Origin of the sequence: Streptomyces sp. NPDC047841, assembly GCF_040704085.1 — a bacterium.
In the GTDB taxonomy this organism is placed as follows: Bacteria; Actinomycetota; Actinomycetes; order Streptomycetales; family Streptomycetaceae; genus Streptomyces; species Streptomyces argyrophylli.
This window is the reverse complement of sequence record NZ_JBEYRP010000011.1, coordinates 203,913-229,351: the sequence shown is the minus strand read 5'-3', so window position 1 is coordinate 229,351 and position 25,439 is coordinate 203,913. Positions and strand designations below refer to the sequence as shown.

29 protein-coding genes and 1 riboswitch are annotated in these 25,439 nt (G+C 72.4%); of the genes, 13 read left to right on the top strand and 16 right to left on the bottom strand.

The window, feature by feature from the left end:
• The first annotated feature begins 135 nt into the window (after positions 1-135).
• Positions 136-1,263, top strand: a complete 1,128-nt coding sequence (locus tag AB0947_RS20205; protein WP_366751697.1) for an 8-amino-7-oxononanoate synthase — start codon at positions 136-138, stop codon at positions 1,261-1,263.
• Between the two features lie 68 nt (positions 1,264-1,331).
• On the opposite strand, the gene AB0947_RS20200 is transcribed toward AB0947_RS20205, so the two are convergent.
• Both AB0947_RS20200 and AB0947_RS20195 read right to left on the bottom strand, forming a co-directional pair.
• Entirely contained in the window at positions 1,332-1,553 is a 222-nt protein-coding gene (locus AB0947_RS20200; RefSeq protein ID WP_366751696.1) for a DUF397 domain-containing protein, read from the bottom strand.
• Between the two features lie 9 nt (positions 1,554-1,562).
• Positions 1,563-2,423 (bottom strand): helix-turn-helix transcriptional regulator, encoded by an 861-nt coding sequence (locus AB0947_RS20195; protein WP_366751695.1) that lies wholly within the window; start codon positions 2,421-2,423, stop codon positions 1,563-1,565.
• Positions 2,424-2,635: 212 nt separating this feature from the next.
• Between AB0947_RS20195 and AB0947_RS20190 the strand changes: the two genes are divergently transcribed.
• Positions 2,636-3,091, top strand: a complete 456-nt coding sequence (locus tag AB0947_RS20190; protein WP_366751694.1) for an ATP-binding protein — start codon at positions 2,636-2,638, stop codon at positions 3,089-3,091.
• A gap of 1,211 nt (positions 3,092-4,302) precedes the next feature.
• Here the strand turns inward: AB0947_RS20190 and AB0947_RS20185 are convergent.
• From AB0947_RS20185 to AB0947_RS20175, 3 genes are all read right to left on the bottom strand, one after another.
• A complete protein-coding gene (locus AB0947_RS20185; protein WP_366751693.1) occupies positions 4,303-4,776 on the bottom strand; it encodes a C40 family peptidase in 474 nt (157 codons plus the stop codon).
• A 3-nt stretch (positions 4,777-4,779) separates the two neighbouring features.
• Positions 4,780-5,010: riboswitch (cyclic di-AMP (ydaO/yuaA leader) on the bottom strand.
• Positions 5,011-5,350: 340 nt separating this feature from the next.
• Positions 5,351-5,656, bottom strand: coding sequence for a hypothetical protein (locus AB0947_RS20180; RefSeq protein ID WP_366751692.1), 306 nt, complete (start codon positions 5,654-5,656; stop codon positions 5,351-5,353).
• A gap of 7 nt (positions 5,657-5,663) precedes the next feature.
• Positions 5,664-6,299: an ATP-dependent Clp protease proteolytic subunit gene (locus AB0947_RS20175; protein WP_366751691.1), complete on the bottom strand. Its 636-nt coding sequence runs from the start codon at positions 6,297-6,299 to the stop codon at positions 5,664-5,666.
• Between the two features lie 86 nt (positions 6,300-6,385).
• Here AB0947_RS20175 and AB0947_RS20170 point away from each other — a divergent pair, with 86 nt between their 5' ends.
• From AB0947_RS20170 to AB0947_RS20135, 8 genes are all read left to right on the top strand, one after another.
• Positions 6,386-6,664, top strand: a complete 279-nt coding sequence (locus AB0947_RS20170; protein WP_366751690.1) for a type II toxin-antitoxin system Phd/YefM family antitoxin — start codon at positions 6,386-6,388, stop codon at positions 6,662-6,664.
• Positions 6,665-6,891: 227 nt separating this feature from the next.
• Entirely contained in the window at positions 6,892-7,194 is a 303-nt protein-coding gene (locus tag AB0947_RS20165) for an urease subunit gamma (RefSeq protein WP_366751689.1), read from the top strand.
• 9 nt (positions 7,195-7,203) lie between these two features.
• On the top strand, positions 7,204-7,515 hold the full coding sequence (locus AB0947_RS20160; protein WP_366751688.1) for an urease subunit beta: 312 nt from the start codon (positions 7,204-7,206) through the stop codon (positions 7,513-7,515).
• The gene (locus AB0947_RS20155; protein ID WP_366751687.1) at positions 7,508-9,229 is read left to right on the top strand and encodes an urease subunit alpha; all 1,722 of its coding nucleotides are present in this window, start codon (positions 7,508-7,510) and stop codon (positions 9,227-9,229) included. Before AB0947_RS20160 ends, AB0947_RS20155 begins: the two co-directional genes overlap by 8 nt.
• Positions 9,229-9,903, top strand: a complete 675-nt coding sequence (locus tag AB0947_RS20150; RefSeq protein ID WP_366751686.1) for an urease accessory UreF family protein — start codon at positions 9,229-9,231, stop codon at positions 9,901-9,903. Before AB0947_RS20155 ends, AB0947_RS20150 begins: the two co-directional genes overlap by 1 nt.
• A gap of 61 nt (positions 9,904-9,964) precedes the next feature.
• On the top strand, positions 9,965-10,642 hold the full coding sequence (gene ureG / locus AB0947_RS20145) for an urease accessory protein UreG (RefSeq protein ID WP_366751685.1): 678 nt from the start codon (positions 9,965-9,967) through the stop codon (positions 10,640-10,642).
• Positions 10,639-11,397 (top strand): urease accessory protein UreD, encoded by a 759-nt coding sequence (locus AB0947_RS20140; RefSeq protein ID WP_366751684.1) that lies wholly within the window; start codon positions 10,639-10,641, stop codon positions 11,395-11,397. Before ureG ends, AB0947_RS20140 begins: the two co-directional genes overlap by 4 nt.
• Positions 11,398-11,592: 195 nt before the next feature.
• A complete protein-coding gene (locus tag AB0947_RS20135) occupies positions 11,593-13,158 on the top strand; it encodes an alpha/beta hydrolase (RefSeq protein WP_366751683.1) in 1,566 nt (521 codons plus the stop codon).
• Between the two features lie 92 nt (positions 13,159-13,250).
• Here the strand turns inward: AB0947_RS20135 and AB0947_RS20130 are convergent, their stop codons facing one another.
• Positions 13,251-14,273 (bottom strand): NAD(P)-dependent oxidoreductase, encoded by a 1,023-nt coding sequence (locus AB0947_RS20130; RefSeq protein ID WP_366751682.1) that lies wholly within the window; start codon positions 14,271-14,273, stop codon positions 13,251-13,253.
• Between the two features lie 58 nt (positions 14,274-14,331).
• Positions 14,332-15,054, bottom strand: coding sequence for a lysophospholipid acyltransferase family protein (locus tag AB0947_RS20125; protein WP_366751681.1), 723 nt, complete (start codon positions 15,052-15,054; stop codon positions 14,332-14,334).
• A 455-nt stretch (positions 15,055-15,509) separates the two neighbouring features.
• On the opposite strand from AB0947_RS20125, the gene AB0947_RS20120 reads away from it, so the two are divergent.
• Both AB0947_RS20120 and AB0947_RS20115 read left to right on the top strand, forming a co-directional pair.
• A complete protein-coding gene (locus AB0947_RS20120; protein ID WP_366751680.1) occupies positions 15,510-15,920 on the top strand; it encodes a DUF6153 family protein in 411 nt (136 codons plus the stop codon).
• A gap of 93 nt (positions 15,921-16,013) precedes the next feature.
• A complete protein-coding gene (locus tag AB0947_RS20115) occupies positions 16,014-16,658 on the top strand; it encodes a DUF305 domain-containing protein (protein WP_366751679.1) in 645 nt (214 codons plus the stop codon).
• 48 nt (positions 16,659-16,706) lie between these two features.
• Here the strand turns inward: AB0947_RS20115 and rocD are convergent, their stop codons facing one another.
• From rocD to AB0947_RS20075, 8 genes are all read right to left on the bottom strand, one after another.
• A complete protein-coding gene (gene rocD / locus AB0947_RS20110) occupies positions 16,707-17,924 on the bottom strand; it encodes an ornithine--oxo-acid transaminase (RefSeq protein ID WP_366751678.1) in 1,218 nt (405 codons plus the stop codon).
• Positions 17,924-18,733, bottom strand: a complete 810-nt coding sequence (gene ddaH / locus AB0947_RS20105) for a dimethylargininase (RefSeq protein WP_366751677.1) — start codon at positions 18,731-18,733, stop codon at positions 17,924-17,926. The genes rocD and ddaH overlap by 1 nt, the downstream gene beginning before the upstream one ends.
• 152 nt (positions 18,734-18,885) lie before the next feature.
• On the bottom strand, positions 18,886-19,371 hold the full coding sequence (locus AB0947_RS20100) for an Lrp/AsnC family transcriptional regulator (protein WP_366751676.1): 486 nt from the start codon (positions 19,369-19,371) through the stop codon (positions 18,886-18,888).
• 37 nt (positions 19,372-19,408) lie between these two features.
• Positions 19,409-19,576 carry a hypothetical protein gene (locus AB0947_RS20095; RefSeq protein ID WP_366751675.1) on the bottom strand — a complete coding sequence of 56 codons (168 nt, stop codon included), beginning with the start codon at positions 19,574-19,576 and terminating at the stop codon, positions 19,409-19,411.
• Between the two features lie 114 nt (positions 19,577-19,690).
• Entirely contained in the window at positions 19,691-20,641 is a 951-nt protein-coding gene (locus AB0947_RS20090) for a cytochrome c oxidase assembly protein (RefSeq protein ID WP_366751674.1), read from the bottom strand.
• 128 nt (positions 20,642-20,769) lie between these two features.
• Complete coding sequence (locus AB0947_RS20085) at positions 20,770-21,795, bottom strand: 6-phosphofructokinase (protein WP_366751673.1); 1,026 nt, start codon at positions 21,793-21,795, stop codon at positions 20,770-20,772.
• 279 nt (positions 21,796-22,074) lie between these two features.
• Positions 22,075-22,803, bottom strand: coding sequence for a glutamine amidotransferase (locus tag AB0947_RS20080; protein WP_366751672.1), 729 nt, complete (start codon positions 22,801-22,803; stop codon positions 22,075-22,077).
• 28 nt (positions 22,804-22,831) lie between these two features.
• On the bottom strand, positions 22,832-24,070 hold the full coding sequence (locus AB0947_RS20075; protein ID WP_366751671.1) for a MurT ligase domain-containing protein: 1,239 nt from the start codon (positions 24,068-24,070) through the stop codon (positions 22,832-22,834).
• Positions 24,071-24,222: 152 nt separating this feature from the next.
• On the opposite strand from AB0947_RS20075, the gene def reads away from it, so the two are divergent.
• Complete coding sequence (gene def / locus AB0947_RS20070) at positions 24,223-24,777, top strand: peptide deformylase (RefSeq protein WP_366751670.1); 555 nt, start codon at positions 24,223-24,225, stop codon at positions 24,775-24,777.
• A gap of 16 nt (positions 24,778-24,793) precedes the next feature.
• Here the strand turns inward: def and AB0947_RS20065 are convergent, their stop codons facing one another.
• The gene (locus tag AB0947_RS20065; RefSeq protein ID WP_014671263.1) at positions 24,794-25,438 is read right to left on the bottom strand and encodes a TetR family transcriptional regulator; all 645 of its coding nucleotides are present in this window, start codon (positions 25,436-25,438) and stop codon (positions 24,794-24,796) included.
• Position 25,439: the final 1 nt, after the last annotated feature.

Here is a 25,439-nt window from a genome sequence, read left to right as displayed (position 1 = left end):
TGTCCTACGGGACCGCCCCGGGCCAAGGAGACTTCGCACAACGGAGCACGTTCACCGTGTGGGTATTGCCACACACTGGGCGGCTGGTCGTACCGCTAGGGTCTGTCCGCTACCTACAAAAGCACCGGAGGACCCATGGCGTTCGGCTGGATCGACGAGCAGGCCGGGGCGCGCCGCCGCGCCGGACTCGTGCGCACCCTGCGTCCGCGCCCCGCCGACACACCGCTGCTGGACCTGGCGAGCAACGACTACCTGGGCCTGACCCGCCATCCGGAGGTCGTCGAGGGAGCGGCCGGGGCCGCCCGGACCTGGGGCGGCGGCTCCACCGGCTCCCGGCTGGTCACCGGCACCACGGCCCTGCACACCGAACTGGAGCGGGCGCTGGCCGCGTTCTGCGGGTTCGAGGCCGCCCTGGTGTTCTCCTCCGGGTACGCCGCCAACCTGGCCGCCGTCACCGCGCTCGGCCCGCACGGCTCGCTGATCGTGTCCGACGCGGGCAACCACGCCTCCCTCATCGACGGCTGCCGGCTGGCCCGGGGCGAGACCCAGGTCGTCGGGCACGCCGATCCGGACGCCGTGCGCAAGGCCCTGGCCGGGCACGCGGCAGACGCGATCGTCGTGTCCGACACGGTGTTCTCCGTCGACGGGGACCGGGCGCCGCTGACCGCGCTGGCCGAGGCGTGCCGGGAGCACGGCGCGGGGCTGGTCGTGGACGACGCGCACGGGCTCGGCGTGCTGGGCGACGGCGGCCGGGGCGCGCCGTACGCGGCCGGGCTCGCCGGCGCGCAGGACGTGGTCGTCACGGCCACCCTGTCCAAGTCGCTGGGCAGCCAGGGCGGGGTGGTGCTCGGTCCGGCCCGGGTGATCGACCACCTGGTCAACGCGGCCCGGACGTTCATCTTCGACACCGGCCTGGCACCGGCCGCGGCCGGCGCCGCGCTGGCCGCGCTGCGGCTGCTGGAGCGTGAGCCCGAACGGGCGGCGCGGGCACGAGGGGTGGCCGCGGAGCTGTACGCACGGCTGACCGCCGCGGGTCTGGACGCGGTGCGTCCGGACGCCGCGGTGGTCTCCGTGCGGGCTCCGTCCCCGGAGCGGGCGGTGCGCTGGGCGGCCGACTGCCGTACGGCGGGCCTGGCCGTGGGCTGTTTCCGTCCTCCCTCCGTGCCCGACGGCGTCTCACGGCTGAGGCTGACCGCCCGGGCGGACCTCTCCGGGGCGGAGATCGAACGCGCTGTACGAGTCATCGGCGAAACGCGACCATGAGTCGGCGTACACGGCCGTGTGCCGCACGAGGGTGATGAACGGGTGATCGGTTCTGATCGCACCTCCGGTCAGAGCGTGAGGACGAACTCCGACCAGCTGCCGGCGGAGAAGAGCAGAGCGGGTCCGGCGGGGTTCTTCGAGTCGCGCACGGCGAGCAGTCCGGCCCCGGGGCCGGAGCGCGGCCGGGCCGTCTCCACGCAGTTGTTCGCGCCCGTGCTGTAGCTGCTGCGCAGCCAGCGCACGGCGTGCAGGTCGGTACTGGCAGGGACGTTCCGAGGCAGAGCTGACATGGTGCCTCCTTACGCGCCGTCACCTATCCCGGCGATGTAGTCCAACGATTCCTCGGGGGAAAGGGCGTGGAACTGAAGGGTGTTGAAGGCCTCGGAGTAGGCCATGAGGTCTTCTTTCCGCTCCAGGTAGAGGCTACTCGCCAACTGGTCGAGAACTACCACGTCCAGATCAGAAGTGCTCGGAAATGAGAAGATAACGAAAGGGCCAGTGAGGCCGACATGTGCCCCCGCCGCGAACGGCAGCACCTGGAGCCGTACCTGGGGCAGCCGGGCCGCCTCCATCAGCCGTTCCAGCTGCCGGGCCATCACCTCCGGACCTCCGACCTCGCGGCGCAGCACCGCCTCGTCCAGTACGGCGCTCAGCACCAGCGGCGGATCGGAACGCAGCACGTCCTGCCGGGCCAGGCGCACCTCCACCAGCGTGTCCAGGCGGTCCTCGTCCAGGTCCTTCACGGCCGCACGGGTCACCGCGCGGGCGTACTCCGGTGTCTGGAGCAGCCCCGGCACCACGGTCGTCTCCAGGGTGCGCATCGCGCTCGCCTGCGACTCCAGGCTGATGAAGTCGCGGTAGGTGGGCGGCAGCACCCCGCGGTAGGCGTGCCACCAGCGAGGCCGGCCGCCCGCGTCCTCCGACCCCGCCAGCATCAGCAGCAACTCGCGCAGATGCGCGTCCCGCACCTGATAGGCGTCGAGCAGTAACCGTAGATCGGCCGGTTTCACACCACTGGCGCCGGTCTCGATGCGGCTCACCTTCGACTGGTGCCAGCCGACCAGACGGGCGGCCTCACCGCTCGTGAGCCCCGCACCGGTGCGCAGCATGCGCAGTTCGGCGCCCAGTTTGCGGCGGCGCACTGCCGGACCGTTCTGCATGGGCTCCTCCTTACTCCTTCCGGGCCGCCCACATACGGTCTCGCGTCGCAGAGTTCACCGCTTCGAGCGACAGATATATGCATATCTTGGTGGATCGCTCCCCGTGACCGCGCGTTGGTGGCAGTCTGGCGAACAAGCACCAGTCCGGGACCGTACTCGAACCCTCCGCCACATGTCGGACCACGGCCCCGTGGGAAAGGGACGACGTCGCCATGGCAGACCACCTGGAAGCATCCGTCACTCTGCCGAGCGATCCGGCCTCGGTCTCCGCCGCCCGTTCCTACGTGGTCGGCACCCTGGCGGAGTGGGGCCTGCCGTCCGACACCGATGTCGCCGACACCGTACGGCTCATCGTCTCCGAACTCGCCACGAACGCCGTACAGCACACCTTCGGCCAGTCACCCACCTTCACGGTCGACGTCGCGCTGCACCATGACGAACACCTGCGCATCGGCGTCACGGACAGCCATCCCCGCTTCCCGAAGAGACTGCCCGCCGCGGTCCAGCAGGACAACGGCCGCGGCATGGTCATCATCCGCTGCCTCACCGCCGAGTGCGGCGGCAGACTCCGCGTCCGCCCCACGCGCGAGGGCGGCAAGACGGTCTCGATCGAACTGCCCTGGACGATCCCGGCGACCCCGGTACCGGCGGGCCCCCAGGAGCCGTGACCCTCCGGGCGGGGCGGGGCGTTCCCGGCCCGGTCAGGCGGCGCCGCGACAGACACGCGGCGAGCAGGGCCTCGAACTCCCGCCGGTCCGGGGGGGCGCGGCACCATGCGGATCAGCGGCTGCCCGTACATCTCCACCGGCGGCAGCCGCGAGAAGGTCCGGCGAGCGCGTGCCTCGGCTCCCTCGCCGGCCGGTCGTCGTCGGCGACTGGGACGCGCACGTAGGTACCTCCGGCGGCCGGGGAGGAACCGAGCCGCAGGGGGCCGCCGGTGAGCCATGCCGAGCCGTGCCGGGGCGGACTGCTGGGAGAGCGTGGGCGGCGCGTGCCCGAGTCTCGGCGGGCGGCCGGGTGATCGTGCCGGCCTCCGTCACCGGCACGTCGGGACGCCGCCGGACTGGCCGTCATGTCGGGCGCCGGCGTCATGCGGTCGCGCACGACCCCCCGCCCCGCGCCGACGCGGTCTGCGGGCCGACGTCGCGGCCGGGCCGGGTCTGACCCCGTGGCGGGGGCGCTTCGGGCGCGAGGCGGTGCCTATGCGCCCCAGTTCGGCGCCTCACCGCCGGGACACTTCGGGGGCCCACTCAGGCGTCGACGCGGTCTGCGGGGCGGCGTCGACGGGCGGAGCCTCGGTGCAGGCCGCTCTGGCGGTGTCCGGCGTCGCGGCCGGTCTGGCCGGTGGCGGGGACGCTTCGGGCGCGAGGTGGCGCCTATGCGCCCCAGTTCGGCGCCTCACCCAGGCGCTGACGCAGTCTGAGGGGCGGCGTCGCGGGCGGAGCCACGGTGCAGGCTGCCCTGGCAACAGCCCGCGTCGATGTCGGGTCTGGCCCGTGGCGGGGGTGCTTCGGGCGCGAGGGGGCGCCTATGCGCCCCAAGTTCGACGTCCTACCGCCGAGACACTTCGGGGGGCCCACCCAGGCGTAAACGCGGTCTGCGGGGCGGCGTCGGCGGGCGGAGCCTTGGTGCAGGCCGCTCTGGCGGTAGCCGGCGTTCGCGGCCGGTCTGGCCCGTGCCGGGGTCGAGCCGGGGCGCGAGGCGGTGCCTGCGCGCCCCAGCTCGACGTCACAGCCCCCGGAACGCTTCGGCAGCCACCCGGGCGCCGGGCGGAGCCGCGGTTCCGGGGTCTCACCCATGGCTCGCTTCGGCCGGCCCCCAGGCGCCCCGGCGGCGACGGCGGCCCTGCTGCTGGAGCCGCTCCCGGTGTGAGGGCGGGTCAGCTGACCCGGCCGTACCAGACGCTCTTCGTCCAGATCTTCTCGAGCTTCACCACGTCCCCGGTCTTCGGGGCGTGCCAGATCTTGCCGTGACCCGCGTAGATGCCGACGTGGTAGACGTACGAACCCGAGTGGAAGAAGACCAGGTCGCCCGCCTTGCGGCTCCTGGAGGAGATGTGGTGCGTCTTGTTGTACTGCTGGGCGGCGGTGCGCGGCAGCTTCTTGCCGGCCTTCTTGAAGGAGTAGAGCGTCAGCCCGGAGCAGTCGAACCGGCGCGGACCGGTGGCTCCCCATGCGTAGGGCGCGCCCTTCTTGGAGGCCGCGACCTTGAGTGCTTGAGTCGCCATCGTCGCGGCGGAGGCGTCGGTGGCGAAACCGGGCAACGCGATCGAGCCGCCCACGGCGGCGAGGGTCAGAGCCGAGGCCGTGCCGGCCCGGGCCATCAGCGACGGGACACGATTGAGCGCAGTCATGCGCAACCCTTCGTCAGCCGCCTGTGAAGGATGACCTGTCGGATTCGGGCTGGCGAAGTTGCCCGGCCGCGTTGCCACGGCTTCACCCCAAGGGTCACCCGGAGCCGACGACCGTCCGTGTCGTACGGACGAACATCTGTTCCGGCGACCCGCCTTGCTTGGGTCCTCCACTCCTGCCGATCCACTCCGTCGACCGGTCATCCAGGCGGCGGCAGGATTCGGCGTCCGCCCGGATCGCCCCGCCGCGGTGGCGGGGGCTTGTCGTCGACACGGATCTTGGCTCACGACTGTCCGAAAATCCCAACGGAATCGGGGATTTGTGGCGTTACTCACCACTCACCCGTTCGGGTGAACACTGCTCTGTTCGAGCGTCCGTCAGATCCCGGACGTAGCCCCCGACCTGGGGCGAAGCGGCTCCCGGCGGCCAACGCGGTGGCGCCTGGCGCAACTCGGGAGGCCCGGAAAACGATCTGGAAGTACACCGGTCGGCGGTACGTCGTTCGGGCCGTTTCAACTCCCCTCCGAACGACGCGTGTCGACGCGCGGGGCCAGCCGGGCCGGCGGGGCGTCCGCCTCAGCCGACGCCGTCCGGCGGGAGCGCGACGCGAGCGGCCCGGCGCTCACCGTCCAGCACCCGCAACGCCCGTGCCAGCGTGTCCCCGTGCAGCTCCGTCTCGCCCCGCTGGTGCATCAGCGCGAGCGCGTCCCGCAGCTCTGCCGCCTTGCGCACCAGCGCCTGGGCCGCGCGCAGCCCGCGGTAGGTGTCCCCGGGCCGGGCCGGGTTGATGCGGCCCAGCAGGTCGACCGCCTCCAGGTAACGGTCGATCAACTCGCCCTCGGCGCGGGTCAGCGCGGGCAGGGGCGGCAGGTCCGGCTGCATGGGCGGCTCACCTCGCGTCCGGTGCGCCGGGCGTGTCCCGGCGGCTCGGCACGATGCCGTCCACCAGACCGTAGGCGACCGCCCCGGCGGCGTCCAGGATCAGGTCGCGCTCCAGGTCCTCGTGGACCTGCCCGGCCGTGCGCCCCGTGTGCCGCGCGAGCATCTCCGCGAGCGTCGCGCGGATCCGGGTCAGCTCCTCCGCCTGGATGAGCAGGTCGCTGGGCTGTCCGCGCACCGGCTCGGGCAGCGCGGGCTGCTCCAGCACCATGCGGGCGCCGGGCAGCGTGAACCTCTTGCCCGGGGTGCCGGCCGCGAGCAGCACCGCGGCCGAGGCGGAGGCCTGGCCCAGGCAGTAGGTCGCCACGTCGCAGCCGACGTACCGCATCACGTCGTAGATCGCCGTCATGGCGTCGAACGAGCCGCCCGGCGAGTTGACGTACAGCGTGATGTCCCGGTCCGGCGCCGCGTGCTCCAGGTACATGAGCTGTGCGGTCACGTCGTTGGCCGCCACGGTGTCGACCGGCGTGCCGAGGAAGACGATCCGGTCCTCGAAGAGCTTCGCGTACGGATCGAGGGTGCGCACGGTGCTCCCGGTGCGTTCGGTGAACTCGGGCAGGACATGGCGGGCGGACGGTCGGGACATGGACGTACCCCTCCTCATGGCGAGGCCCCGATGGGCTCGGCTTCTGTAAAAAATGTACAGGACGTACGTGACGTTATGATGGGGGTATGGCCTACGAGATTCCGGTGACGCAAGCCAGGGCTGAACTCGCCGACCTGATCAACCGCGTGGTGTACGGCGGTGAGCGCGTCGTCGTGACCCGGCACGGCAAGCCGCTGGTCGCGCTGGTCTCGGCCGCCGACCTGGAACGGCTGGACGCCCTGGAGGAGCCGGCCGAGGAGCAGATCATCAGCTCCGTCTCCGGCGTCCACGAGGCCGGTTCCGCCCCCCGCGAACAGCGGCGCTTCGGGATCGCGGCGGAGCACCGACGGCCGGGCGCCTCCTGAGCCCCGCGTCCCCACGGGGGCCCATCGGCCGGTCATGAGCCGGCCAAGGTCTGGTTAACGTCGTTGAAACTCCGGCGTTCTAGCCTGCCCATCCACGCCACCAGGGGTTTTTCTGCCCCGGATTGACGAAACTCCGGCAATTTGTCTGTGTGTTACATCTGTCCCCGTCGTGGTGGCCGCGGCGACCGGACCCCGCACGGTCCGGAGCAAGGACTGTGAGGTGGGACGTGCAACTGACCCCGCATGAGCAAGAGAGGCTGCTGATCCATGTGGCGGCCGACGTGGCCGAGAAGCGCAGGGCCCGCGGGCTCAGGCTCAACCACCCGGAAGCGGTCGCCCTCATCACGTCGCACGTCCTGGAGGGCGCGCGGGACGGCCGCACCGTCGCCGAGCTGATGTCCTCCGGCCGCAAGATCCTGACCAGGGACGACGTGATGGACGGGGTCGCCGAGATGATCCATGACGTCCAGGTGGAGGCCACCTTCCCGGACGGCACCAAGCTCGTCACCGTCCACGAGCCGATCGTCTGAGGGGCCGCGATGATTCCCGGAGAGATCCTGTTCGCGGACGGCCCCGTCGTGTGCAACGCGGGCCGCGAGGTCACCAGGCTGACCGTCCTCAACGCCGCCGACCGGCCGGTCCAGGTCGGCTCCCACTACCACTTCGCCGAGGCCAACCCCGGTCTGGGATTCGACCGCGCCGCCGCCCGCGGCAAGCGGCTCAACGTCGCCGCCGGCACCGCCGTCCGCTTCGAGCCCGGCATCCCCGTGGCGGTCGAGCTCGTGCCCCTGACCGGCGCCCGGATCGTGCCGGGGCTGCGCGGGGAGACCGGAGGAGCCCTCGATGCCTGAGATCTCCCGCGCCGCCTACGCCGACCTGTTCGGCCCCACCACCGGCGACCGCATCCGGCTTGCCGACACCGACCTGCTCATCGAGATCGAGGAGGACCGCTGCGGCGGCCCCGGCGGCTCCGGGGACGAGGCGGTCTTCGGCGGCGGCAAGGTCATCCGCGAGTCCATGGGCCAGTCCCGCGCCACCCGCGCCGAGGGCACCCCCGACACCGTGATCACCGGCGCCGTCGTCGTCGACCACTGGGGCGTCGTGAAGGCCGACGTCGGCATCCGCGACGGCCGGATCACCGCCCTCGGCAAGGCCGGCAACCCGGACACCATGGACGGCGTCCACCCGGACCTCGTCATCGGCCCCGAGACCGAGATCATCGCCGGCAACGGGCGCATCCTGACCGCCGGCGCCATCGACGCGCACGTCCACTTCATCTGCCCGCAGGTGGCCGACGAGGCGCTGGCCTCCGGCGTCACCACCCTGGTCGGCGGCGGCACCGGACCCGCCGAGGGCTCCAAGGCCACCACGGTCACCCCCGGCCCCTGGCACCTGGCCCGGATGCTGGAGGCGATGGAGGCCTACCCCGTCAACGTCGGCTTCCTCGGCAAGGGCAACACCGTCAGCCACGAGGCGATGCTCTCCCAGATCCGCGGCGGCGCCGTCGGGCTCAAACTGCACGAGGACTGGGGCTCCACGCCCGCCGTCATCGACGCGGCGCTCACGGTCGCCGACCGCACCGGCATCCAGGTCGCCATCCACACCGACACCCTGAACGAGGCCGGGTTCGTCGGCGACACCCTCGCCGCCATCGCGGGCCGGGGCATCCACTCGTACCACACCGAGGGCGCCGGCGGCGGCCACGCCCCGGACATCATGACGGTCGTCTCGCAGCCGAACGTCCTGCCCAGCTCCACCAACCCGACCCGGCCCTTCACCGTCAACACGACCGAGGAACACCTCGACATGCTGATGGTGTGCCACCACCTCAACCCGGCCGTCCCCGAGGACCTGGCGTTCGCCGAGTCCCGGATCCGGCCCTCCACCATCGGCGCGGAGGACATCCTCCACGACCTCGGCGCGATCTCGATCATCTCCTCCGACTCCCAGGCGATGGGGCGCGTGGGCGAGGTGATCCTGCGCACCTGGCAGACGGCCCACGTCATGAAGCGCCGGCGCGGCGCCCTGCCGGGCGACGGCCGCGCCGACAACCACCGGGTCCGGCGCTATGTCGCCAAGTACACGATCAACCCCGCGCTCGCCCAGGGCCTCGCCGCCGAGACCGGCTCCGTCGAGACCGGCAAACTCGCCGACCTGGTGCTGTGGGAACCCGCCTTCTTCGGGGTCAAGCCGCTCCTGGTCATCAAGGGCGGGCAGATCGCGTACGCGCAGATGGGCGACGCCAACGCCTCCATCCCCACCCCGCAGCCGATCCTGCCCCGCCCGATGTACGGCGCCATCGGCCGGGCGCCCGCCGCCAACTCCGTCAACTTCGTGTCGGACCTGGCGATCGAGGACGGGCTGCCGGAACGGCTGGGGCTCGGCAAGCGGTTCGCGGCGATCCGGTCCACGCGCGCGGTCACCAAGGCCGACATGCGCGAGAACGACGCCCGGCCGGACGTCCGGATCGACCCCGACAGCTTCGCCGTGCACATCGACGGCGAACTCGTCGAGGCCGCCCCGGCCGCCGAACTGCCCATGGCCCAGCGCTACTTCCTCTTCTGATGTCCAGGGCAGCACTGCTCGTCCTGGCCGACGGCCGCTTCCCCGCCGGAGGGCACGCGCACTCCGGCGGGGCGGAGGCCGCCGTCAGGGCGGGCCGCGTCACCGACGCGCCGAGCCTGGAGGAGTTCTGCCGGGGCCGGCTGCACACCGCCGGGCTGGTCGCGGCGGCACTGGCGGCGGCGGCCGTCCTCGGCGCCGACCCGGGAGAGCTGGACGCGGCGGCCGACGCGCGTACGCCGTCCCCGGCCCTGCGGGCCGCCGCGCGACGCCTCGGCCGGCAGCTGCTGCGGGCCGCCAGGGCGACCTGGCCGTCCGCCGAACTGGACGCCGTGGCCCGCCGGTTCCCCAAGGGCGCCCACCAGCCCGTCGTGCTCGGCCTCGCCGCCCGGGCCGCCGGGCTCGCTCCCGGGGACGCGGCCCACTGCGCGGTGTACGAGAGCGTGAGCGGACCGGCGACGGCCACCGTGCGGCTGCTCAGCCTCGACCCGTTCGACGCGGCCGGCGTCCTCGCCCGGCTGGCCCCCGAGCTGGACCGCGTGGCGGACTGTGCCGTGGAGGCGGCGCGGAGGGTGGCCGACGAGGGGGCCGACGCGCTGCCCGCGGCCTCCGCGCCCCTGCTGGAGGTGGACGCGCAGTGGCATGCGGGCTGGCCCGTGCGGCTGTTCGCGTCATGAGTCCGCCCACCCGCACGCGCGACGCGCCCGGCCGAGAACCCACCGATCACAGGAGCCGTACATGCACCTCGACCACACCCACCCCGCCCCCGCCGCCCTCAGTGCGGACGCGCGCCGCCCCGACGGGACCCGCCGCGCCCTGCGGATCGGGCTCGGCGGCCCGGTCGGCTCGGGCAAGACCGCCACCGTCGCCGCCCTCTGCCGGGCGCTGCGCGACGAGTTGTCCCTCGCCGTCGTCACCAACGACATCTACACCCGCGAGGACGCCGAGTTCCTGCTCCGGGAGGCCGTGCTGCCGCCCGAGCGGATCACCGCCGTCGAGACGGGCGCCTGCCCGCACACCGCGATCCGCGACGACATCTCCGCCAACCTCGAAGCGGTGGAGGACCTGGAGGACGCGGTCGGCCCCCTGGACCTGATCCTCGTCGAGTCCGGCGGCGACAACCTCACCGCCACCTTCTCCAAGGGGCTCGTGGACGCCCAGGTCTTCGTGATCGACGTGGCCGGCGGCGACGACATCCCGCGCAAGGGCGGACCCGGTGTCACCACCGCCGACCTCCTCGTCGTCAACAAGACCGACCTCGCCCCGCACGTCGGCTCCGACCTCGCCCGGATGGCCGCCGACGCCAAGGCGCAGCGGGGCGAACTCCCCGTCGTCTTCCAGTCGTTGCGCGGCGAGACGGGTGTCGCCGACGTGGCCGCCTGGGTCCGTGAGCGGCTCGCCGCGTGGACGGCGTGACCGTCACCGGGGTCCGGGGACGCGCCCGGATCGTCGCCCGTGCCGACGGCCGCGGCGGGACGGCCCTGCCCGTCCTGGACGGCGAGGGCCCCCTGGCGCCGCGCCGCACCCGGTCGGCCGGAGCCGAGGCGAGGGTCATGGTCGTCGGCGCCATGAGCGGGCCGCTCGGCGGTGACCGCTTCACCCTGGACGCACGGGTGGAGGAGGGCGCCCGGCTGCACGTCGGGTCGGCCGCCGCCACCCTCGCGCTGCCGGGCCAGGCCAAGGGCGAGGCCCGTTACGACGTCCGGCTGGAGGTGGCCGCCGGTGCCGAACTGCACTGGCTGCCCGAGCAGTTGATCTCCGCGGGCGGCAGCGACCTGCGCGTCACCACCCGGGCCGACCTCGCCGCCGGCGCCCGGTTCGTGCTGCGCGAGGAGCAGGTGCTGGGGCGGGCCGGGGAGGCGCCCGGACGCCTCACCAGCCGGCTCACCGTACGGGTCGCGGGGCGGACCGTACTGGACCAGGAACTGGCCTGCGGACCCGGCGCACCGGGCGGCTGGGACGGGCCGGCCGTGCTGTCGGGGTGCCGTGCCGTGGGGCAGCTCGTCGTCGTCCGACCCGAGTTCACCGAAGCCCCGGTGGCCGCGCGGATGCTGGGGGAGCACGCCTCGCTGGTACCCCTGGCCGGGCCCGCCGCCCTTGTCACCGCCGTCGCACCGGATGCGCTGCGACTGCGCGGGCTCCTGGACGAGGCACTGGCCGAGCTCGGCTGAGGCAGCCGGGCCGTCCGGTGAAGCCGTCGGGCCGCCCGAGGGACCGAACATGATCGTCCGGTTATCGGATTGGTAAAGATAGGTGACGACCCCTGTTCTCAGCCGACTCACAGCCGAGAGGATCCCCGCCTGACAACTCGCAGCGAGGTACGGGGAGGGGCCCACTTGAGGGAGAACAGACCGAAGAGCCGCCTGATGGCACTCGGTTCCGCTGGAGCACTCGTCACCGCCACCCTGATCGCCGGCGTGGTCTCGGCTCCCACGGCCGGCGCCACCGGCAGGCCCGCGCAGGACCGGGAGGCCAAGGGCGCCGAGATCGCCGCCGCCCGGGCCGCCAAGACGGGCATCGACTGGCAGGACTGCCCGGCCGACTGGGGGCTGGAGAAGCCCATCCAGTGCGGCTGGGTCAGCGTGCCGCTCGACTACGCCCACCCCTACGGCAAGCAGATCAAGCTCGCCGTGGACCGCATCGGCAACACCGGCACCAAGAAGGAGCGCCAGGGCGCGCTGGTCTACAACCCGGGCGGCCCCGGCGGCTCCGGTCTGCGCTTCCCGCGCCGGGTCACCACCAAGGCCCCGGTGTGGGCGAACGTGGCCAAGGCCTACGACTTCGTCGGGTTCGACCCGCGCGGCGTCGGCCACTCCGCGCCCATCTCCTGCATCGACCCGCAGGAGTCCGTCAAGGCACCCAAGATGGACCCGGTGCCCGACACCGAGGCCGACAAGACCGCGCAGCGCAAGCTGGCCCGCGAGTACGCGGAGGGCTGCGCCGAACGCAGCGGCGCGATGCTGCCGCACATGACCACGCCGAACACCGCCCGCGACCTCGACGTCATCCGGGCCGCGCTGGGCGAGAAGAAGCTCAACTACCTCGGCGTCTCCTACGGCACCTACCTGGGCGCCGTCTACGGCACGCTCTTCCCGGGCCACGTCCGCCGCATGATCGTGGACAGCGTGGTCAACCCCTCCCGCGAGAAGATCTGGTACGAGGCCAACCTCGACCAGGACGTCGCCTTCGAGGGCCGCTGGAAGGACTGGCAGGACTGGGTCGCCGCCAACGACGCCGCCTTCCACCTCGGCACCACCCGCGCCGCCGTCCAGGACAAGTGGCTCCAGCTGCGCGCCACCGCCAAGAAGAGCCCGATCGGCGGGGTCGTCGGCCCGGCCGAGCTGATCTCCTTCTTCCAGGGCGCGCCGTACTACGACTCCTCCTGGGTGCCGGTCGCCACCGTGTTCAGCAAGTACTTCGCCGGTGACACCCAGGCGCTGGTCGACGCCGCCGCCCCCGACCTGTCGGACACGGCCGGCAACATCAGCGCGGAGAACGGCAACGCCGTCTACACCGCCGTCGAGTGCGCCGACGCCAAGTGGCCCACCAGCTGGCAGAAGTGGAACCGGGACAACACCCGGCTCAACAAGGACTACCCGTTCCTGACCTGGGCCAACGCCTGGATGAACCTGCCCTGTGCCACATGGCCGGCCAAGCAGCACACCCCGGTCGAGGTCAGGACGCACCAGGGACTGCCGAAGGTCCTGATCGTGCAGTCCACGCGGGACGCCGCCACTCCGTACGCGGGCGCCGTCGAACTGCACAAGCGCTTCAAGGGCTCCCGCCTGATCACCGAGAAGAACGCGGGCTCCCACGGCGTGACCAGCCTGGTCAACCCGTGCATCAACCAGCGCGTCGACGCCTACCTGCTCGACGGCACGCTGGACGGCAAGGACGTGACCTGCGCGCCGCACGCCACGCCCAAGCCGTGACCGCACCGGCACAGTGACGAGGGGCGGCCGGACCTTCCCGGCCGCCCCTCTCCCATGCGGCCCTCCCGCCCGGCCGCCCTCCCGTACGGTGGCTAAGCCGTGCGCCAGGCGTCCTCCGCCGCGTAGTCGAACAGGTCCGGGTACGCCTGGGCGAGCACCGGGAAGACCTCCCGCCAGTCCCGGCCGCGCAGCGCCCCGGTCAGCCACTCCACCGTCTCCGGCAGGCTCTCGGCGTACGACACCACCGGCTTGTAGCCCAACTCCCGCTCGGCGGCGGACATGTCGAACACCACCGGCCCCGGCACCGACCACGGGGTCGCGCCCACCGAGCCCTCGGGCGGCCCGTCGAGGTACGCGGTCCGGGTCTCCACCCCCATCACGCCGTCGATCGCGGCACCGATCCCGGCGACCGTCGGCGCCTGGCCGTCACAGGCGTTGAGCACCCGGGAGCCCGGCCGGGCCGCCGCCAGCCGCACCAGTTCGGCGATGTTCCGGACACTCGCCGGATGGAACCGGCTCTCGCCCCGGTACGCCAGCACCCGCTCGCGCCGCCCGTCCAGGTTCCGCCGCACGAAGTACAACTCGCGCGGCAGCGAGCTGTACGGCCCGTGCACCGCGCCCGCCCGCAGCACGGTGACCGGCAGCCCGGCGCCGGGAGCGAGGAGTTCCCGTTCCAGCGCGGCCTTGCGGGTGCTGTAGGTGGCCTCGCCCGGAGCGACCGTCGGCTGGGTCTCGGGAACCGGCACCGGGTAGCCGGGGAAGCCGTCCGGCTCGCCCATCGTGTCGAAGCCCCGTCCCGCGCCGTCCTCGTACACGGACACGCTGGAGATCACCACCGCCGAGCCGATCCGGCCCGCGAGCCCCGTCACCTGCCGTGCGTGCCCGGCGTCGTAGGCGACCACGTCGACCAGCAGGTCGCAGCCGTCGCCCACCACCGCCGCCAGGGCCGTGCCGTCGGCGCGGTCCAGCCGTACCGTCCGCACCCCCTCGTCCCACGCCGCGTCCCGGCCGCCGCCGCGTGAGGCGGCCGTCACCGCCCAGCCGTCCCGCGCCAGCGCCTCCACCACCGGACGCCCGATCTGCCCGCTCGCCCCGATCACCACAGCTGTCTTCATACGCCGAGCCTAGGCATCCGGACCCGGCCCGCCACCGTCCTTCTGCCGACAGCAGAGGTCAACTGAGCGGCGCCCGCGGGAACCTGCGCCGTGCGCTCTGCTCCGCCGCCTGCCGCTCCTTGACGACGGCCGCGTACTCGTCGACGTACTCCTGCCCGGACAGCGCCAGGATGGCGTAGACGATCTCGTCGGTGACCGCCCGCAGCACGGTCTTCTGATGCTCCATGCCGGCGTAGCGCGAGAAGTCCAGGGGCTCGCCGAAGCGGATGGTCACCGGGTGGAGCCTGGGGACGACCTTCCCGGGCGGCTGTGCCTCGAACGTGCCGATCATCGCGCACGGCACCACCGGGACGCCTGCCGTGAGGGCCATCACGGCGACCCCGACCTTGCCCTTGTAGAGCCTGCCGTCGTGCGACCGGGTGCCCTCCGGGTAGATGCCGAGCAGTTCCCCCCTGTGCAGCACCCCGAGCCCCTCACGGATCGCGGCCTGCCCCGCCTCCTTGCCGGAGCGGTCCACCGGGATCTGCCCGGCGCTGCGGAAGAAGAACGCCGTGAGCCGGCCCTTCACGCCGGGCCCCGTGAAGTACTCCGCCTTGGCGAGGAAGGTGATGCGGCGCTTCAGTATCGCCGGCATCAGGAAGTGGTCGGAGAACGACAGGTGGTTCCCGGCGATGATCGCCGGACCCGAGGCGGGCACGTGCTCCAGACCTTCGATCCGGGGCCGGAAGACCACCCTGAGCAGCGGGCCGAGGACCACGTACTTGAGCAGGTAGTAGAACACGGCTCGCTCCTCACTCTGCCGGCTCCCCTTCGAACCGGCGTTTTCCCGCGTCGACCCGGGATCGGCGGGCATGGGCTGACGTGCGCTTGCCGTCATCTGTAGCCATGTTCAGGGGGTCTTATGCTGGCCCGTTGCCGAATCGGCTGATGGCCGGTCAGAACCGGGGACCGCATGGACCGGCGGCTCCCGAACGGTGGCTGCCGTCGACGGGAGGCAGAGTGGTCCCGAGGCCGCGGCGGCCGACGCCGGATCGTCCGGTCCGGGCGGGCCTGCGGAGGTGCGTGACGTGATCCCCTACCAGGACGGCAACGCCCAGTCGGACGCACCGACCACGTTCGTGGTGACCATGCCTCTCGGGCGGCCGCCCGCACCGCTCGCCCGAGGCCGCCCCGCACCACGGGAACCCGGCGTGCCCCCGCACGCCGGCCGCATCCGGCCCTCGTACGATGTCCCCGATGACCGGCACCCGAGCACACGCCCCGCGACCGCCCCAGCGGCGGCACCGCGGGCTGCTCGTGCTCGCCCTGCTGGCAGGACTGCTCGGGATGCACGCGCTGGCGCCCGGCGGGGGCATGGCTCACGCCGGACACCCCGGGCACGCCCGGGCCGGGTACGGCGCGGTCGCCGTCAGCGCGCCGGACGACTGCCCGGACGCCGCCGGTCACTGCGGCGGCGAGCGGCTGCACCACGCCGACCCCAGCTGTGCCTCGGGCGCCCTCGACGGCGGGCCCCGGCTGCCCGTGCCGGCCGCCGGCCCGGTGGCCGTCGTCGCACCGGCCGCCTGTCCGCGCCCCGGTCCGGCCACCGCGCCGGACGGCGCCCGTGCCCCGCCCGATCTGGCGGAACTCCAACTCCTGCGGATCTAGAGCCGCCCCGGCCGCCCGCCTGCCCCGGCGCAGGCGCCGCGGTCGTGTCCACGCGCGCCCGAAATCCCTTCAGGAACAGCAGGAGTTACCCGTATGACCATCCGTACCCTGACGCGCCGTGCCGCCCTGGCCGCGGTCGCCGTGACCGGCGCCCTCGTCCTGGCCGCCTGCGGCGGCGACAACGCCGGCGCGGGCGGCGGCCACACCGGCCACGGCCCCTCCGCCACCGCGAGCGCGCCGGCCGCTCCCGGCGCGTCGGCCACCGCGCACAACGCCCAGGACGTCTCCTTCGCGCAGGGCATGATCCCGCACCACCGGCAGGCCCTGGAGATGGCGAAGCTCGCCGGCGGCCGGGCCTCCTCGGCGCGGGTGAAGGACCTCGCCTCGCGCATCGAGAAGGCGCAGGACCCGGAGATCCGCACCATGACCGGCTGGCTGACGTCCTGGGGCAAGCAGGTCCCCATGGCCGGCATGGACCACTCCGGCCACTCCGGGATGTCTGACATGCCCGGCATGATGAGCGAGGCCGACATGACGGCCCTGGAGAAGGCCACCGGCAAGGACTTCGACACCAAGTTCCTGTCGATGATGGTCGACCACCACAAGGGCGCCGTCGAGATGGCCACCACCGAGAAGGAGAAGGGCCGGTACGGCCCCGCCAAGGCCATGGCGGACGCCATCGTCACCGCGCAGAACGCCGAGATCAAGGAGATGAGGCAGCTCCTCGGCACGGAGTGACGGCACGGCGTGCGGGGACCTGTGCCGGCACCGGTCCCCGCACGCCCCTCAGGCCAGCACCTTCTCCAGGGCCGCCAGCGCCGACCGCAGCTCCTCCGCGGTGATCGTCAGCGGCGGCGCCAGCCGGATCGTGGACCCGTGGGTGTCCTTGACCAGGACCCCCTCGCGCATCAGGCGCTCGCTGATCTCCCGGCCGGTGCCGAGGGAGGGGTCGACGTCCACGCCGGCCCACAGCCCGCGCGAGCGGAAACCGGTCACGCCCTTGCCGGTCAGCTCGGTCAGCCCGTCCCGCAGGACCACACCCAGCTCGGCCGCCCGGCGCTGGAACTCACCGGTCTCCAGCAGCTCGACCACGGCCGTGCCGACCGCCGCGGCGAGCGGATTGCCGCCGAACGTCGAACCGTGCTCGCCCGGGTGCAGCACCCCCAGCACCTCGCGCCGGGCCACCACCGCCGACACCGGCACGATGCCGCCGCCGAGCGCCTTGCCGAGCAGCAGCACGTCCGGCACGACGTCCTCGTGCTCGACGGCGAGGGTGCGGCCCGTCCGGCCGAGGCCCGACTGGATCTCGTCCGCGATGAACAGGCAGCCCGCGCGGCGGGTCAGCTCCCGCACCCCGGCGAGGTAGCCGTCGTCCGGGACGATCACCCCGGCCTCGCCCTGGATCGGCTCGATCAGCACCGCGGCCGTCGTGTCGTCGACGGCCGCCTCCAGCGCGGCCAGGTCGTTGTACGGCACGATCCGGAAACCGGGCGTGAACGGTCCGAAACCGGCCCGGGCCGTCTCGTCCGTGGAGAAGCTGACGATGGTCGTCGTACGGCCGTGGAAGTTCTCCGCCGCGACCACGATCGTCGCCTGTCCGGCCGGGACGCCCTTCACGTCGTACGCCCACTTGCGGGCCACCTTGATCCCGCTCTCCACCGCCTCCGCGCCGGTGTTCATCGGCAGCACCATGTCCAGGCCGGTCAGCTCCGCGAGCCGCTCGGCGAAGGAGGCCAGCCGGTCGTTGTGGAAGGCGCGGGAGGTGAGGGTCAGCCGGTCGAGCTGGCGGTGCGCCGCCTCGATCAGGGCCGGGTGGCGGTGGCCGAAGTTGAGGGCCGAGTAGCCGGCCAGCATGTCGAGGTAGCGGTTGCCCTCGACGTCCTCCACCCAGGTGCCCTCGGCACGGGCCACCACCACGGGCAGCGGATGGTAGTTGTGCGCGAGAACCGGCTCCTCCGCGCGGATCAGGTCGTCGGACGTACGGGTGCGCGCGGGTGCGGTCATCAGCGGATCTCCTGGGTGCAGCACTTGATGCCGCCGCCGGCCTTGTGGAACTCGGACAGGTCGACGGGGACGGGGACGTAGCCGTGGCCGGCCAGACGCTCGGCGAGCGCCTCGGCCCGCGGCGCGATGAAGACGTTACGGCCGTCGGAGACGGAGTTCAGGCCGAAGGCCATCGCGTCCTCCCGGGTGGCGAGCACCGCGTTCGGGTACAGGCGCTTGAGGACCTCCCGGCTGCCCGGCGAGAAGGCCTCCGGGTAGTAGCAGACGTTGTCGTCGTCGAGGACGAACAGCGCCGTGTCCAGGTGGTAGAAGTAGGGGTCGACCAGGGTCAGGCCGATCACCGGGTGGCCGAGGAACTCCTGTGCCTCCCGGTGCGCCTCGCGCGTCGTGCGGAACCCGGTGCCGGCGAGCACGTACCGGCCCGTCCACACCAGGTCGCCCTCGCCCTCGGTCACCGACTCGGGCCGGTGGACGTCGTAGCCGGCCGCCTTGAACCAGGTGTCGTAGTGCACCGACTCGGGGCGGCGCTCCGGGGCGTGGAACAGGGAGCCGAAGACCCGGCCGCCGACGACGAAGGCCGCGTTGGCGGCGAACACCATGTCCGGCAGGCCGGGGACCGGCTCGACGGAGTCCACGGTGTGGCCGTGGTCGCGGTAGGCGCGGATCAGCTGCTGCCACTGCTCCTGGGCCAGGTCGACGTCGACGGGCTTGTCGGGATGCATCCAGGGGTTGATCGCGTACTGGACGGCGAAGTGCCTGGGTTCACAGACCAGGAACCGCCGGGAACGCGGCACACGAGTTGCGGTCACAGAGGGTTTCCTCCGCTTTCCTGTGTGTCACTGAGGGGTGACACCACGGTAGGAAGAGAGGAAGACGGACGACAAGCGCGAAAAGCTGCGCGGACAGGCAGGATCGCTGCGTGTTGCCGGGGCGCACGCACGACTCCTGCGCGCCGGTCCGGTCACTCGGGCGCCGCGTGGGTGGCACCCGCTTCCGGGCTTTCCGGGAGCAGGTGGGACAGCACCATCACGCTGATCGTCTTCCGGATGAACGGCTCGGCGCGGATCCGCTCCAGCACCTCCTCGAAGTGCTCCACGTCCCGGGCGCGCACGTGCAGCAGCGCGTCGGCGCCACCGGTCACCGTCATGGCCGCCGCGATCTCCGGATGGTTGCGGACGACCTCCGCCAGCCGCCGGGGCGGGGCCGCGCCCTCGCAGTACACCTCGACGTACGCCTCCGTCCGCCAGCCCAGCGCGGACGGCTTGACCGTCGCCGTGAAACCGGTGATCACCCCGGTCTCCCGCAGCCGGTCCACCCGCCGCTTGACCGCGGTGGCGGACAGCCCGATCGCGCCTCCGATCTCGGCGAAGCTGGTCCGCGCGTTCGTCATGAGCGCGGTGATGATCCGGCGGTCCAGCTCGTCGAACGAGGGCGTCCTGCTGTTCATGCGGGCACTGTAGCCAGCCCCGCCCGCCCCGCGCGGCTCACGGCTGGGTGACCACCAGGGCGAGCGTCAGCAGCCCCAGCACCACCCATCCGAACCACAGCCAGCCGTTGCTGCCGAGCGCGACCGTGTAGGCGGTCACGACGACCAGCCCGCCGACCGTGAGCGCCCCCATCGTCCTGGTGGAACCGTTCGTGGAACCGGGCATCGCGACACCCTCCTCATGGTCCGTCCACGACCATGGTGCCCCGGTTCGGGCCGGGAGGGGATAGGTGCGGCCGGCTCCGGCGAGCGGTGCGGCCATCCCTCGTGCGCGGTGCGGCTATCCCTCGCGCGCGTTCAGCGAGGCCAGGTAGGCGTTGTACGCCGCCAGCTCCTTGTCGCCGTCCCGGTCGGCCGCCCGGTCCTCGCGCTTGGCCTGCCGCTGCTCGGAGCGGTACCACTGGAACAGCAGCGCGATCAGCACCAGCACCGACGGGATCTCGCTGAACGCCCAGGCGATGCCGCCCGCCGCGCTCTGGTCGGACAGCGCGTCGATGCCCAGCGAGGCGGGCGGGTGCTGGAAGGTCTCCACCATCGGCGTCGACGCCATCATCAGCGCGATGCCGAAGAACGCGTGGAACGGCATGCCCGCGAACAGCTCCAGCATCCGCATCAGGTGGCCCGGCCGGTGCGGGCCCGGGTCGACACCGATGATCGGCCAGAAGAACACGACACCGACCGCGAGGAAGTGCACCATCATCGCGACGTGCCCGGTCTTCGAGCCCATCAGGAAGTCGAACAGCGGGCTGAAGTAGAGCGCGTACAGGCTCGCGATGAACAGCGGGATGGTGAACGCCGGGTGGGTGATGATCCGCATGTACCGGCTGTGCAGCAGCATCAGCAGCAGCTCACGCGGGCCCTTGCGGCCCCTGCCGGCGGTCGGCAGCGCGCGCAGCGCCAGGGTGACCGGGGCGCCGAGCAGGATGAGGATCGGCGACAGCATGCTGATCACCATGTGCTGCACCATGTGCACGCTGAACATGACCATGCCGTAGTCGTTCAGTCTGGTGCACATCACCAGCGCGATGGTGAGCACGCCGACGACGTACGAGACGGTACGGCTCACCGGCCAGGCGTCCCCGCGCCGCCGCAACCGCACGACACCCCAGCCGTAGAGAGCCAGACCGGCGAGGCAGGCGACGAGGAAGAAGGGGTCCGCCGACCATCCGAGCCCCCGCCCCAGCGTGAACGGCGGCAGATCCATGGTCATGCCGTGTCCGCTGTGATCCATCCGGCGGCTCCTGGTTCGTGGGGGTTGAGCGGTGTCTGTCCACAGCTGTCTGTGTCCGCACCAAGAGTAGAACCGGCCCCGGTCACCGCGGTGACCGGGGCCGGTTCGTCCTCACCCGGACCACTGGATCAGAGAACGCACTCCGCCTCGTCGTAGCGCTCCGCCGGCACGGTCTTCAGCGTCTCCACCGCCTCCGCCAGCGACACCATGACGATGTCGGTCCCGCGCAGCGCCGTCATCCTGCCGAACTCACCCCGGTGCACGGCCTCGACCGCGTGCCAGCCGAAGCGGGTCGCCAGCACCCGGTCGTACGGCGTCGGCGTGCCGCCCCGCTGCACGTGCCCGAGGATCACCGGCCGGGCCTCCTTGCCGAGCCGCTGCTCCAGCTCGACCGACAGCTGCCGCGCGATGCCCGCGAAGCGCTCGTGGCCGTAGACGTCCTTGCCGCCCTCGTCGAACTCCATGGAGCCGGGACGCGGCTTGGCGCCCTCCGCGGCGACCACTATGGCGAACCGCTTGCCGGCCTCGAACCGCTCGCCGACCTTCCGCGTCAACTCGTCGATGTCGAAGGGCCGCTCCGGCACGACCACGGCGTGGGCGCCGGCCGCCATGCCGGAGTGCAGCGCGATCCAGCCGGTGTGCCGGCCCATGACCTCCACGATCAGCACGCGCTGGTGGGACTCGGCGGTGGTCTTCAGCCGGTCCAGGGCCTCGGTCGCCACGGTCACCGCCGTGTCGAAACCGAAGGTGACGTCGGTGACCGCGATGTCGTTGTCGATGGTCTTGGGCACGCCCACGATCGGCAGCCCGGCGTCCGACAGCAGCCGGGCCGCCTTCAGCGTGCCCTCGCCGCCGATCGGGATGATCGCGTCGAGGCCGAGTTCCGCGACATGGCCCTTGGCGCGCTCCACGCCGTCCCGCAGGTGCTCCGGGCGGACCCGGGAGGAGCCGAGGATGGTGCCGCCGCGCGCGAGGATGCCGCCCACGGCGTCCAGGTCGAGCTTCAGGTAGTCGCACTCCAGGAGGCCCTTCCAGCCGTCCCGGAAACCGATGACCTCGTCGCCGTGGTCGGCGACGGCGCGGTGCACGACGGACCGGATGACGGCGTTCAGGCCGGGGCAGTCGCCGCCGGACGTGAGGACACCAATGCGCATAGCCCGAAATACCTTCTCAACGTGGGCCGGGTAACCGGACCACGTTGTCCGGCGGATTCCCGGTCACCCTACCGGCGTGAGGGGGTGGCTCCGTAGCGGGCGTCCGCCTGCTGGACGCGCCCGCACATGTGAGCGGACGGACCGTCAGGCGGGCCCGCCACGAGCCTGCCGGACCACACTGACATCCGGCTGAAGAACGGGTTACGCGGGCTGCTGCGCAGCTGTGCCTACGCGGGCTGCTGCGCAACTGTGCCTACGCAGGCTGCTGCGCAACTGTGCCTACGCAGGCTGCTGCGCAGCCGCGATGCGCTCGTTGCGGAGCGCCTCGTACCAGCGGTCGTCGATCGGCGGCAGCGCGTTGACGTCGAGCGCCAGCTTCAGCAGCAGGTCGGCGATCTGCGGGTTGCGGGCGAGGACCGGCCCGTGCATGTACGTACCGAACACGGTCCCGTTGTACGCGCCCTCCGTGCCGTCCCCGGTGCCGTTGCCCTTGCCGATCTGCACCCGGGCGAAGGGGCGGGCCGTGGCGCCCAGGTGGGTGACGCCCTGGTGGTTCTCGAAGCCGGTCAGCGGGGGCAGACCCAGCTGCGGGTCGATGTCGGCCAGCACGTCCCCGACGCACCGCTCGCCCTCGCCGCGCACGGACACCACGTCGAGCAGGCCGAGGCCCGGCTCGCGCTGACCGAGGTCGTTGATGAACTCGTGGCCGAGGATCTGGTAGCCGGCGCAGACCGAGAAGACGATCGCGCCGTTCTCCACCGCCCGGTGCAGGTGCCCGTCCCGGCGCAGCCGCTCGGCCGCGAGCCGCTGCGGACGGTCCTCGCCGCCGCCGATGAGGTAGATGTCGCCGGAGGTCGGGATCGGCTGGTCGCTGCGCACGTCGAGGCGGGCCACGTCCAGGCCGCGCTGCCGGGCCCGGCGCTCCACGACGAGCGCGTTGCCCTGGTCGCCGTAGGTGCTCAGCAGGTCCGGGTAGATCCACACCAGCCGCAGTTGGTTGTCGCTCATGAGGTGATCGCCCTTCGAGATCAGAAGATCAGTTGCCGACGCGGCGGCGCAGGTCCTGGAACGCGGTGTAGTTCGCGATGACCTCGATCCGGCCCGGCGGGCACATCTGCACGGCCTGGTCGAGGTTGTCGCAGACCTGGAAGTGCTGGTTGGCGACCTCCAGACGGACGGCGAGGTCCAGCTTCCGGTCGCCGATCACGAAGATCGGGTGTCCGGTCAGCCGGGTGTAGTCGACGTCCCACAGCCAGGAGGTGTCGGTGCCGTCGGCGCCGCGCGCGTTCACGGACAGGATCACCGGGGCGGGCGGCGGGTCGATCAGGGAGAACGTCTCCAGCCAGCCGGCCGGGTTCTTGGCCAGCAGCAGCCTGAGGTCGCGGTTCTGGAACTGGACGACGTCGTACCGGCCGGCCACCGCCTGCACCTGGTACATCCGCTCCAGGGCGACCTGCGGCGGCACCCCGAAGACGGCGGCGACGGCCGCGGAGGAGGCCGCGTTCGCCTTGTTGGCACGGCCTGGCAGCTGGAGGTGGATCGGCCAGGCGGACCCGTGCGGGTCCAGCACGTGGTCCCCGGACAGCGCCCAGGTCGGCGTCGGCCGCCGGAACCCGCACTCACCGCAGAACCAGTCGTCACCCGGGCGCTGCATCACGCCACCGCACGACGGGCAGGACCAGGCGTCGTCCTTCCACATCTGCCCGGCCGCGACCCAGATCACGTTCGGGGACGAGGACGCGGCCCACACCACCAGCGGGTCGTCGCAGTTGGCGACGATGACGGCCTTGGAGCCGGCCAGGCCCTCCCGCCAGTTCTCGGCGAGCATCCGGGTCTCGGCGGCGCGGTCGAGCTGGTCACGGGAGAGGTTGAGCAGGGCGATGCACTTCGGGCTGGTGTCCCGGGCCACACCGGCCAGGTACTTCTCGTCGACCTCGATGACACCGAACTTGGCGTCCGAACCGCCCGCCAGCGCGGAGGTGATGCCGGCCGGCATGTTGGCGCCCAGCGCGTTCGACACGACCGGGCCCGCGGCGCGCAGCGCCTCGGCGATGAGCCGGGTGGTCGTGGTCTTGCCGTTGGTCGCCGACACCAGGACGACGTCCAGGTTCTGGGCGAGCCGGGCGAGCAGGTCGGGGTCGAGCCTCAGTGCGACCCGGCCGCCGATCACCGATCCGCTGCCGCGCCCCGCGGCGCGGGACGCCGCAGCTACCGCCTTGCCCGCGGTCACGGCCAGCTTGGCCCGCGGCGTGAGCGGGTCCGAGTTGCCTGCCATCAGTTCTCGATCCTCCTTGCGTACGCGCCGCGCCTGGGGCCATCCGGCAACGTGGTGTGAACCTCAGCCTATCGAGATCCATTCCCACACCCGAATCCCGGCCCGGACCTCGAGCGGCGGGCATGAGCGATACGAACCGTACCCTTGCCGCCATGCGACACGGTTCCATTCCGGGCGTCCACGGGCGCGTCCGGCCCCTCACCCTGCTCGGCGACGCCGTCCTGCGCCGGCCCTGCCGGGACGTCACCGACTTTGGTCCCGGCCTCGCCGCCCTCGTGGAGGACCTGTTCGCCACGATGTACGCGGCGCAGGGAGTGGGCCTGGCCGCGAATCAGATCGGGGCCGGCTTGCGGGTGTTCGTCTACGACTGTCCGGATGACGAGGACGTGCGTCACCTGGGGCACGTGGTGAACCCCCGGCTGGTGGAGGCGGACGGTGTGGTGGTCCGGGGTCCCGAGGGCTGCCTGTCCCTGCCGGGCCTGGAGGCGGGAACCGAGCGCTACGACCACGCGGTGGTCGAGGGCTTCACGCTGAGCGGCGATCCGGTCACCGTCCACGGCACCGGCTTCTTTGCCAGATGCTTGCAACACGAGTGCGACCACCTGGAGGGCCGTGTGTACGCGGACCACGTCACGGGGTGGCGCAAGCGGAGGCTGCTGAGGCAGGTCTCCAGGGCCTCCTGGAACCGGGCGGGCGCACGGGGCTGAGGGGTGCGGGGGCCGTTCAGAACCCCGGGCCCCCCACCCTGTCGCCGGCCGCCGCCAGGCGTCCCCACAGCAGGTCGGCGAGTGACCGCACCAACTCGGCGCGGGAGCAGGGCCGTTCCCCCAGCCACCAGTCGCCGGCGGCGTGCATCATCCCGACGATCCCGTGCCCCCACACCCGCGCCAGCCGCTGGCTCTCCGGTCCGAGGTCCACCCGCTCCTCGATGACCTGGGCCAGTTCCTCGCCCATCCGCCGCAGCAGCGGAGCCGAGTGCTTGCCGACGTCGAAGCCCTGGTCGCCGCCGGTGCTGCCCTCCGCCGGGTGCATGAGGAACCGGTACACCTGGGGCCGCGCCTCGATCGCGGCGAGATAGGTGTCCAGGGTGGACTCGACCCGCTCGCGCCGGTCGACCGGCGCGTCCAGCGCCGCCCGCAGCGATGCCAGCAACGCGTCGGTGTGTCGCTTGGCCAAGGCCGCGTAAAGACCGCCCTTGTCGCCGAAGTGCCGGTAAAGGATCGGCTTCGTGATACCCGCTTCCGCCGCGATCGCGTTCATCGACGCCTGCGGGCCGTCGCGCAGCACCACCCGGTCGGCGGCCTCCAGCAGCTCGCGCCGTCGGCGGTCGGCGGACCGCTGCTGATCGGTCCGCTGCGTGGTGTCCATG

Excerpts from the sequence above, each read along its gene's own strand:
- AB0947_RS20205 (WP_366751697.1), top strand. The coding sequence starts at position 136 with ATGGCGTTCGGCTGGATCGACGAGCAGGCCGGGGCGCGCCGCCGCGCC.
- AB0947_RS20200 (WP_366751696.1), bottom strand. The coding sequence starts at position 1,553 with ATGTCAGCTCTGCCTCGGAACGTCCCTGCCAGTACCGACCTGCACGCC.
- AB0947_RS20195 (WP_366751695.1), bottom strand. The coding sequence starts at position 2,423 with ATGCAGAACGGTCCGGCAGTGCGCCGCCGCAAACTGGGCGCCGAACTG.
- AB0947_RS20190 (WP_366751694.1), top strand. The coding sequence starts at position 2,636 with ATGGCAGACCACCTGGAAGCATCCGTCACTCTGCCGAGCGATCCGGCC.
- AB0947_RS20185 (WP_366751693.1), bottom strand. The coding sequence starts at position 4,776 with ATGACTGCGCTCAATCGTGTCCCGTCGCTGATGGCCCGGGCCGGCACG.
- AB0947_RS20180 (WP_366751692.1), bottom strand. The coding sequence starts at position 5,656 with ATGCAGCCGGACCTGCCGCCCCTGCCCGCGCTGACCCGCGCCGAGGGC.
- AB0947_RS20175 (WP_366751691.1), bottom strand. The coding sequence starts at position 6,299 with ATGTCCCGACCGTCCGCCCGCCATGTCCTGCCCGAGTTCACCGAACGC.
- AB0947_RS20170 (WP_366751690.1), top strand. The coding sequence starts at position 6,386 with ATGGCCTACGAGATTCCGGTGACGCAAGCCAGGGCTGAACTCGCCGAC.
- AB0947_RS20160 (WP_366751688.1), top strand. The coding sequence starts at position 7,204 with ATGATTCCCGGAGAGATCCTGTTCGCGGACGGCCCCGTCGTGTGCAAC.
- AB0947_RS20155 (WP_366751687.1), top strand. The coding sequence starts at position 7,508 with ATGCCTGAGATCTCCCGCGCCGCCTACGCCGACCTGTTCGGCCCCACC.
- AB0947_RS20150 (WP_366751686.1), top strand. The coding sequence starts at position 9,229 with ATGTCCAGGGCAGCACTGCTCGTCCTGGCCGACGGCCGCTTCCCCGCC.
- ureG (WP_366751685.1), top strand. The coding sequence starts at position 9,965 with ATGCACCTCGACCACACCCACCCCGCCCCCGCCGCCCTCAGTGCGGAC.
- AB0947_RS20135 (WP_366751683.1), top strand. The coding sequence starts at position 11,593 with ATGGCACTCGGTTCCGCTGGAGCACTCGTCACCGCCACCCTGATCGCC.
- AB0947_RS20130 (WP_366751682.1), bottom strand. The coding sequence starts at position 14,273 with ATGAAGACAGCTGTGGTGATCGGGGCGAGCGGGCAGATCGGGCGTCCG.
- AB0947_RS20120 (WP_366751680.1), top strand. The coding sequence starts at position 15,510 with ATGACCGGCACCCGAGCACACGCCCCGCGACCGCCCCAGCGGCGGCAC.
- AB0947_RS20115 (WP_366751679.1), top strand. The coding sequence starts at position 16,014 with ATGACCATCCGTACCCTGACGCGCCGTGCCGCCCTGGCCGCGGTCGCC.
- rocD (WP_366751678.1), bottom strand. The coding sequence starts at position 17,924 with ATGACCGCACCCGCGCGCACCCGTACGTCCGACGACCTGATCCGCGCG.
- AB0947_RS20100 (WP_366751676.1), bottom strand. The coding sequence starts at position 19,371 with ATGAACAGCAGGACGCCCTCGTTCGACGAGCTGGACCGCCGGATCATC.
- AB0947_RS20095 (WP_366751675.1), bottom strand. The coding sequence starts at position 19,576 with ATGCCCGGTTCCACGAACGGTTCCACCAGGACGATGGGGGCGCTCACG.
- AB0947_RS20090 (WP_366751674.1), bottom strand. The coding sequence starts at position 20,641 with ATGGATCACAGCGGACACGGCATGACCATGGATCTGCCGCCGTTCACG.
- AB0947_RS20085 (WP_366751673.1), bottom strand. The coding sequence starts at position 21,795 with ATGCGCATTGGTGTCCTCACGTCCGGCGGCGACTGCCCCGGCCTGAAC.
- AB0947_RS20080 (WP_366751672.1), bottom strand. The coding sequence starts at position 22,803 with ATGAGCGACAACCAACTGCGGCTGGTGTGGATCTACCCGGACCTGCTG.
- AB0947_RS20075 (WP_366751671.1), bottom strand. The coding sequence starts at position 24,070 with ATGGCAGGCAACTCGGACCCGCTCACGCCGCGGGCCAAGCTGGCCGTG.
- def (WP_366751670.1), top strand. The coding sequence starts at position 24,223 with ATGCGACACGGTTCCATTCCGGGCGTCCACGGGCGCGTCCGGCCCCTC.
- AB0947_RS20065 (WP_014671263.1), bottom strand. The coding sequence starts at position 25,438 with ATGGACACCACGCAGCGGACCGATCAGCAGCGGTCCGCCGACCGCCGA.